At 70.7% G+C, this 6,962-nt stretch carries 6 protein-coding genes; all 6 read left to right on the plus strand.

The genetic code is table 11. The features are described 5' to 3' along the window. Window positions 1–240 precede the first annotated feature (240 nt). The 6 genes from argC to argH all read left to right on the plus strand — a co-directional run bounded on the left by argC (window position 241) and on the right by argH (window position 6,349). Window positions 241–1,254, plus strand: a complete 1,014-nt coding sequence (gene argC, locus C4313_RS05505) for an N-acetyl-gamma-glutamyl-phosphate reductase (protein WP_352428866.1) — start codon at window positions 241–243, stop codon at window positions 1,252–1,254. Window positions 1,255–1,264: 10 nt separating this feature from the next. Beyond that, a complete protein-coding gene (argB, locus tag C4313_RS05510; RefSeq protein ID WP_352428867.1) occupies window positions 1,265–1,993 on the plus strand; it encodes an acetylglutamate kinase in 729 nt (242 codons plus the stop codon). Window positions 1,994–2,061: 68 nt separating this feature from the next. Next, window positions 2,062–3,192 (plus strand): aspartate aminotransferase family protein, encoded by a 1,131-nt coding sequence (locus C4313_RS05515; RefSeq protein WP_352428868.1) that lies wholly within the window; start codon window positions 2,062–2,064, stop codon window positions 3,190–3,192. A gap of 32 nt (window positions 3,193–3,224) precedes the next feature. Next, window positions 3,225–3,692 carry an N-acetyltransferase gene (locus C4313_RS05520; RefSeq protein WP_352428869.1) on the plus strand — a complete coding sequence of 156 codons (468 nt, stop codon included), beginning with the start codon at window positions 3,225–3,227 and terminating at the stop codon, window positions 3,690–3,692. A gap of 32 nt (window positions 3,693–3,724) precedes the next feature. Next, complete coding sequence (locus C4313_RS05525) at window positions 3,725–4,957, plus strand: argininosuccinate synthase (protein WP_352428870.1); 1,233 nt, start codon at window positions 3,725–3,727, stop codon at window positions 4,955–4,957. 21 nt (window positions 4,958–4,978) lie between these two features. Then, a complete protein-coding gene (argH, locus tag C4313_RS05530; protein ID WP_352428871.1) occupies window positions 4,979–6,349 on the plus strand; it encodes an argininosuccinate lyase in 1,371 nt (456 codons plus the stop codon). Window positions 6,350–6,962: the final 613 nt, after the last annotated feature.

Genomic DNA, 6,962 nt, shown 5'->3' on the forward strand with positions numbered 1-6,962 from the left:
GCCCGGACTTGACAAAACGGCGGGATCTCGCTATCATCAGGCCAAACTTGGGGCATGAGGTTCTGGATGCACACCCACACCACCCGCTTCCCACGCTTCCGTCGTCCCAAGGGCCGACCGGGCCTCGAGTCCGGCGCGGGTGGGTGAGGTGTTGGTCCCGACGCCTGTTCGAAGCGGATCGACGGATCCCAACCCCCCGGGCTCGAGCCCGGGGGGTTTCTTTTCAGGAGGAGGCCTGGGATGGTCCGCGTGGGGATCTACGGGGTGACCGGCTATGCCGGCTACGAGGCCTTCCGGTTGCTGCGGCGGCACCCCGCCGTCGAGGTGGTGTTCGCGGCCTCCGAAAGCGGCGCCGGCAGTTCCCTGGCGCATCTCTTCCCAACCCTCGACGACTTTCCTGTGGTGGCCTTCGCCGAGGCTCCCCTGGACCGGGTGGACGCGGTGTTTCTGGCTCTGCCCCACGGGGTCTCCGCTGCCGTCGCCCGAGAGGCCCTGGCCGCGGGGGTTCGGGTGGTGGATCTCTCGGCCGATTTCCGCCTGAAGGACCCCGAACGGTATGCCCAGTGGTATCACGAGGCCCACCCGGCCCCGGATCTCTTGGCGGAGGCCGTTTACGGCCTCACGGAGTGGAACCGCCCGGCCGTGCGGCAGGCCCGCCTGGTCGCCAACCCTGGCTGCTACCCCACCGCCGTCCTGCTGGCTCTCCTTCCCCTGGCCCGGGCCGGCGCCATCGGGCCAGGGCCCCTCATCGTGGATGCCAAGTCGGGGGTCTCGGGGGCGGGGCGCAAGCCCTCCCTCACCACCCATTTCGTGGAGGTGGACGAGAACCTGAGCCCTTACCACATCGGCCGGTCCCACCGTCACCTCCCCGAGATCGAGCAGATGCTCCACGCGGTCAACGGGGGCCTCGGCCCGCTGATCTTCACCCCCCAGTTGCTGCCGGTGGCCCGGGGCATCCTGGCCACGATCTACGTTCCCCTGGCCCCGGGCTGGACCGAGGGGATGGTCCGGGATCTGCTGGTCGAGACCTACGGCCGTGAGCCCTTCGTCCGGGTGCTGCCGCCGGGGGTCCTGGCCACGCTGCGGCACAGCGTGGGGACCAACCGGTGCGTCCTCTCGGTCACGGGCGTGCCGGAGGCCGGGATGGTGATCCTGACCGCCTCCATCGACAACCTGATCAAGGGGGCCGCAGGGCAGGCGGTGCAGAACCTCAATGTGATGTTCGGCCTGGAGGAGACGGCCGGGCTGATGTGAGGGGGATGCCATGCGGGTGATCAAGATCGGCGGCCGCGAACTGGACGACCCGGCTTTCCTAGAAGGGCTGGTTGGGGCCCTGCGTCGGATGGCGCCCCCGCCGGTCCTCGTCCACGGCGGTGGGAACGCGGTGAGCGCCTGGCAGCAGCGCCTGGGGCTGACGCCCCGCTACGTGGACGGCCTGCGGGTCACCGACGGGGAGACCCTGGACGTGGCGGTGATGACCCTGGCGGGGCTGACCAACAAGCGGCTGGTGGCCGCCCTGCAGCAGGCGGGGATCCCCGCCCTGGGGCTGTGCGGCGCTGACCTCGGGCTGGTCCAGGTGGCGCCGGTGCCGGGCCTGGGCCGGGTGGGGAAGCCGGTGGCGGTGGCGGCGGCGCCGCTGGCCCGCTGGATGGCCGAGGGCATCGTGCCGGTGATGGCGCCCATCGGGCTGGGCCCGGAGGGGCTCTACAACGTCAACGCCGACCCGATGGCAGCGGCCATCGCCGCCGCCCTCCCCGCCGAGGAGCTCCTTTTCCTCACCGACGTCCCGGGGGTTTTGGTGGCGGGCCGGGTCCGCCCCCGTCTGACGCCTGCCGAGGCGGAGGCGCTGATCGCCGCCGGGGTCATCCGCGACGGGATGGTCCCCAAGGTGCGCGCGGCCCTGGAGGCCCTCGCCGCCGGCGTGCGCCGCGTGCGCATCGCCAACCTGGGCGGCGCGGCGGGCGGGGGAACGTCCATCGTCCCGGAGGGATAATCGATGGAGCGAACCGCACAGACCCTGCTCGACCTGGCGGAGCGGGTGCTGGCGCCCACCTACCGGCGGTGGTCTTCACCCGCGGCGAGGGGGTTTACGTCTACGACGCCCAGGGCCGGCGTTACTTGGACTTTGTGGCCGGGATCGCGGTGTGCGCCCTCGGCCATGCGGACCCCGGGGTGGCGGCGGTGGTCGCCGAGCAGGCCCGCTGCCTGGTGCATCTGAGCAACCTGTATCACACCGAGCCCCACCTGCGCCTGGCCGAGGCCCTGGTGGCCCGCTCCTTCGCCGACCGGGTCTTCTTCTGTAACTCCGGCGCCGAAGCGGTGGAGGCCGCCCTGAAGTTCGCCCGCAAATACGCCCGCGTCCGCTTCGGCGGCCACAAGGTCGGCTTCGTGGCCTTCACCCACGGCTTCCACGGGCGGACGATGGGGACCCTCTCGGTCACCGAGAAGGCGGCCTACCGGGAGCCCTTCGCCCCCCTGGTCCCCGGCGTCACCTTCGCCCCCTTCAACGACGTTGAGGCGGCGCGGGCGGCGATCACGGAGGAGACCTGCGCGGTGATCGTGGAGCCCATCCAAGGGGAGGGGGGCGTCCATGTGGCCACGCTGGAGTTCCTGCAGGCCTTGCGAGAGCGCTGCGACGCGGTGGGCGCGCTGCTGATCTTCGACGAGGTCCAGTGCGGCCTGGGGAGGACCGGGACGCTGTGGGCCTATGAGGCCTACGGGGTGGAGCCGGACCTCCTCACGGTGGCCAAGCCCCTGGCCAACGGGCTGCCCATCGGGGCCGTGCTGATGCGGGAGCCGGTGGCCGCTGTCCTCCAGCCCAGCGACCACGGCAGCACCTTCGCCGGCGGGCCCCTGGTGGCCGCCGTGGCCTTGCACGTCTTCCGGCGTCTGAGCGACCCAGCCTTCCTGGCCCGGGTTCGGGAAGTCGGGGCCTTCCTACGGGCCCGGCTGGAGGCGGCCGGCCTGCCCGGGGTTCGGGCGATCCGCGGGCGGGGTCTGTTCCTTGGGATTGAGATCGCCGGGGACGCGCGGGCGGTGGTCGCGGCCGCCCTGGAGCGGGGCCTCCTGGTGACCACGGCCGGCGACACGGTGGTCCGCCTGGTCCCGCCCCTCATCGTCACGGAGGCCCAGATCGAGGAGGCCATCGCCCTGCTGAAGGCGGCGATGGAGGCGGCGGGATCGTCGCGGTGACGGAGGCGCACCCCATTCGGGAGGGATGGCCCATGCGGATCCGTGCAGCCCGTCCGGAGGATCTCCCGGCGCTTTTCGCCCTGGTGGACCGCTACGCGCGGCGGGGGCTGTTGCTGCCACGGAGCGCGGAGGAGATCGTCGCCACGCTGGCCGACTGGGTGGTGGCGGAAGCGGACGGGCGGGTCGTGGGCTGCGGCTCGCTGGTGTGGATGTCCCCCGCGCTGGTCGAGATCCGCTCCCTGGCCGTGGAGGAATCCCTCCAGGGGAACGGCGTGGGCGGCGCCCTGGTGCAAGCCCTGGTGGCGCGGGCCCGATCCGCTGGCGCCCGCACGGTCTTCGCCCTCACCCGGGCGGTGGCCTTCTTCGAGCGGCAGGGCTTCCGCGTCACCGATCGGGAACGCTTCCCCGAGAAGGTCTGGCGCGACTGCGTGCGGTGCCCGCTGCGGGACCGCTGCGACGAGGTGGCGGTGGCGATGCGGCTGGACGCGGAAGCAGCCTGAGGGGATCCAACCCTGAACCGGGAGGGTTGCTCATGGTGCGCAAGGTGGTGCTGGCGTATTCCGGCGGGCTGGACACCTCCACCATCATCCCGTGGCTGCGGGAGACGTATGGGTGCGAGGTGATCGCCTTCTGCGCTGACATCGGCCAGGGGGCGGAGGAGCTGGAGGGGGTCGAGGAGCGGGCCTACGCCGGGGGGGCCTCCAAGGTGATCCTCCGCGACCTGCGGGAGGAGTTCTTGCGGGACTACGTGCTGCCGACGGTGCAGGCCGGCGCGGTCTACGAGGGCAAATACCTGTTGGGCACTGCCATGGCCCGGCCCCTCATTGCCAAGCACCAGGTGCAGATCGCTCTGGAGGAGGGGGCCGACGCCCTGGCCCACGGCGCCACCGGCAAGGGCAACGACCAGGTCCGCTTCGAACTGGCCTACCAGGCCCTGGCCCCCCACCTGCGGGTGATCGCCCCGTGGCGGGAGTGGTCCATCACCTCTCGTCGCGAGGCCTACGAATACGCCCGGGCCCACGGCGTCCCCATCGAGTGGAGCACCAGCCACTACAGCCGGGACCGCAACCTCTGGCACGTCTCCCATGAGGGTGGCCCCCTCGAGGACCCCGACTGGGAGCCTGAGGAGGACGTCTTCCTCTGGACGACGGACCCGCGCCGCGCGCCGGACGCGCCGGAGGTGATCACCCTCACCTTCGAGCGGGGTGTCCCGGTGGCCCTCAACGGCCAGCCCATGGGGCTGGTGCCGTTGATGGAGGCCCTCAACGCCCTGGGCGCCCGGCACGGCATCGGCCGGGTGGACCTGGTGGAGAACCGCCTGGTGGGGATGAAGTCCCGCGGCGTCTACGAGACCCCCGGGGGGACCATCCTGGTAGAGGCGCTGCGGGCCCTGGAGACCCTGTGCCTGGACCGGGAGACGATGCACCTCAAGCAATGGATCGCCCTGCGCTATGCGGAACTGGTCTATTCCGGTTGGTGGTTCAGCCCCCTACGGGAGGCCATGGACGCCTTCGTCCAGGTGACCATGCGCCATGTGACCGGGGAGGTGCGCCTCTGGCTCTACAAGGGCAACGTCACCGTGGTCGGCCGGCGCTCCCCTTACAGCCTCTACCGCGAGGACATCGTCTCCTTTGACACGGTGGGGGCTTACGATCACAAGGACGCCGCCGGGTTCATCCGGCTTTTCGGGCTCCCGCTGAAGGTCCACGGCCTGGTGGCGCGGGGCCTGCGGGGCGAGCCGCGGCCGATCGAGGAGCGGGATTGAGGGGCAGGGGGGTGGGAAGCGATGCGGCTGTGGGGGACCGAGGAAGAGCCCTCGAGGGACCCGGCCTTCGAGCGGTTGAACGCCTCGCTGCCGTTCGACCGCCGGCTGTATCCGCAGGACATCCGGGGCTCCATCGCCTGGGCCCGGGCCCTGGCCCGGGCCGGGCTGCTCTCCCCCGAGGAGCTGGAGCAGATCGTGGCTGGGCTGGAGGCCGTGCGGGCGGAACTGGAGGCGGGGGCCTTCGTCTTCGCCCCCACCGACGAGGACATCCACACCGCCGTGGAGCGCCGCCTGACCGAGCGCATCGGCCCCGTTGCTGGCAAACTGCACACCGGCCGCAGCCGCAACGACCAGGTGGCCACCGATCTGCGGCTGTTCCTGATGGAGGCCTGGCCGGCGGTGGAGGAGGGGCTGCGGGCGCTGGAGGAGGCGCTGCTGGCCCAGGCGGAGGCCCACCTCGATCTGATCATGCCGGGCTACACCCACCTCCAGCGGGCCCAGCCCCTCCGCTACGCCCAGTGGTGCCTGGCCCACGCCTGGGCCTTCGAGCGGGATCGAGAGCGGCTCCGCCAGGCTTACCCCCGGCTGGCCACCCTCCCCCTCGGCAGCGGAGCCCTGGCCGGCACCCCCTTCCCCATCGACCGGGAGGCCCTGGCCCGGGAACTGGGCTTCGTCGCCGTCGCCCCCAACAGCCTGGACGCCGTCTCCGACCGGGATTTCGTGGCCGAGTTCCTCTTCCTGGCGGCGATGATCGGCCTCCACCTCAGTCGGCTGGCGGAGGACCTCATCTTGTTCGCCAGCGCTGAGTTCGGCTTCGTGGCCCTGGACCCGGCGTATACCACCGGCTCCAGCCTGATGCCCCAGAAACGCAACCCGGACGCCCTGGAGCTGGCCCGGGCCAAGGCCGGGCGCCTGATCGGTCACCTGACGGGCTTCCTCATCGTTCTCAAGGGGCTGCCCTCCGGCTACCACAAGGACCTCCAGGAGGATAAGGAGCCGGTCTTCGACGCCGTCGATACGCTGCAGGCGCTGCTCGCCGTCCTGCCCGGCCTGATCCGGACCATGCGGCCGCGGCCGGATCGCATGCGGGCCGCCCTGGAGGAGGCGATGCTGGCCACGGAACTGGCGGATTACCTGGTGCGCCGGGGTGTCCCCTTCCGCCAGGCCCACCGGGCCGTCAGCGCCTTGGTCGCCGAGGCGGCCCGCCGCGGCGTCCCCCTCTCCGCCCTCCCCCTCTCTGTCTACCGCCAGCACCACCCCGCCTTCGATGCCGACATCCTCCAGGTCCTGGACCCCACGGCGGCGGTGGAGTGGCGGTCCGCGGTGGGGGGGACGGCACGCCCAGCCGTCCAGGCCCAGATCCAGGCCCTGCGGGAGCGCCTGGCCCGGTGAGGGGGTTGACAGCATCTGCCGTTTTTTACATAATATATCTAGTCTAGCCATGAAGCTCTCCAACTGGGCATGCCAGCAGGAGGTCAGCTACCTCACCGCCTAGCGTTGGCAGTTAGCGTCCCGGTCGGCACTCTCTGCGGGACAGGTGGAGGGGTAGGTTGCTATTGGTTGTGTCTCTTACTTGCCCCTAGCGGCGTTGGTGCAGTGATTTGTGCTGCGATTTGCGGGGCCATTGCGTCTTTGGGATGTATGGGTGCAACCTGCGCTATCTGCGGGTGTTAGCCCTTATGTTACAAGTTATGTTACAAGCGATCATAGGGGGGCTGGTTTTTTCTAGCACGTTCGTCGCTCTGGCTTATGTGTTATCGAAAAACACCGGAACCGCTGTAGTTTCCGGTCTTGTTGGGGGAATTGCATTTGGACTAGCATGGATGCTAGCATGGATGCTAGTGGCATCGAAAAGACGAAAGAGGCGTTAAAAGCGCCGCCCTGGCGCCTCGACGGCGCGAGGGCGGCGGGGATGGGCGGAAGGCCGGGGGCTACCCGGCCTTCCCCGCGCGGCGGCGCGGCTGCAGCGGGACAGGAAGACGGCGGCGCACGGGGCGGCAGCGCA

The sequence above is a fragment of the Thermoflexus sp. genome, assembly GCF_040289485.1.
Classification (GTDB): domain Bacteria; phylum Chloroflexota; class Anaerolineae; order Thermoflexales; family Thermoflexaceae; genus Thermoflexus.

Excerpts from the sequence above, each read along its gene's own strand:
- argC (WP_352428866.1), top strand. The coding sequence starts at position 241 with ATGGTCCGCGTGGGGATCTACGGGGTGACCGGCTATGCCGGCTACGAG.
- argB (WP_352428867.1), top strand. The coding sequence starts at position 1,265 with ATGCGGGTGATCAAGATCGGCGGCCGCGAACTGGACGACCCGGCTTTC.
- C4313_RS05520 (WP_352428869.1), top strand. The coding sequence starts at position 3,225 with ATGCGGATCCGTGCAGCCCGTCCGGAGGATCTCCCGGCGCTTTTCGCC.
- C4313_RS05525 (WP_352428870.1), top strand. The coding sequence starts at position 3,725 with ATGGTGCGCAAGGTGGTGCTGGCGTATTCCGGCGGGCTGGACACCTCC.
- argH (WP_352428871.1), top strand. The coding sequence starts at position 4,979 with ATGCGGCTGTGGGGGACCGAGGAAGAGCCCTCGAGGGACCCGGCCTTC.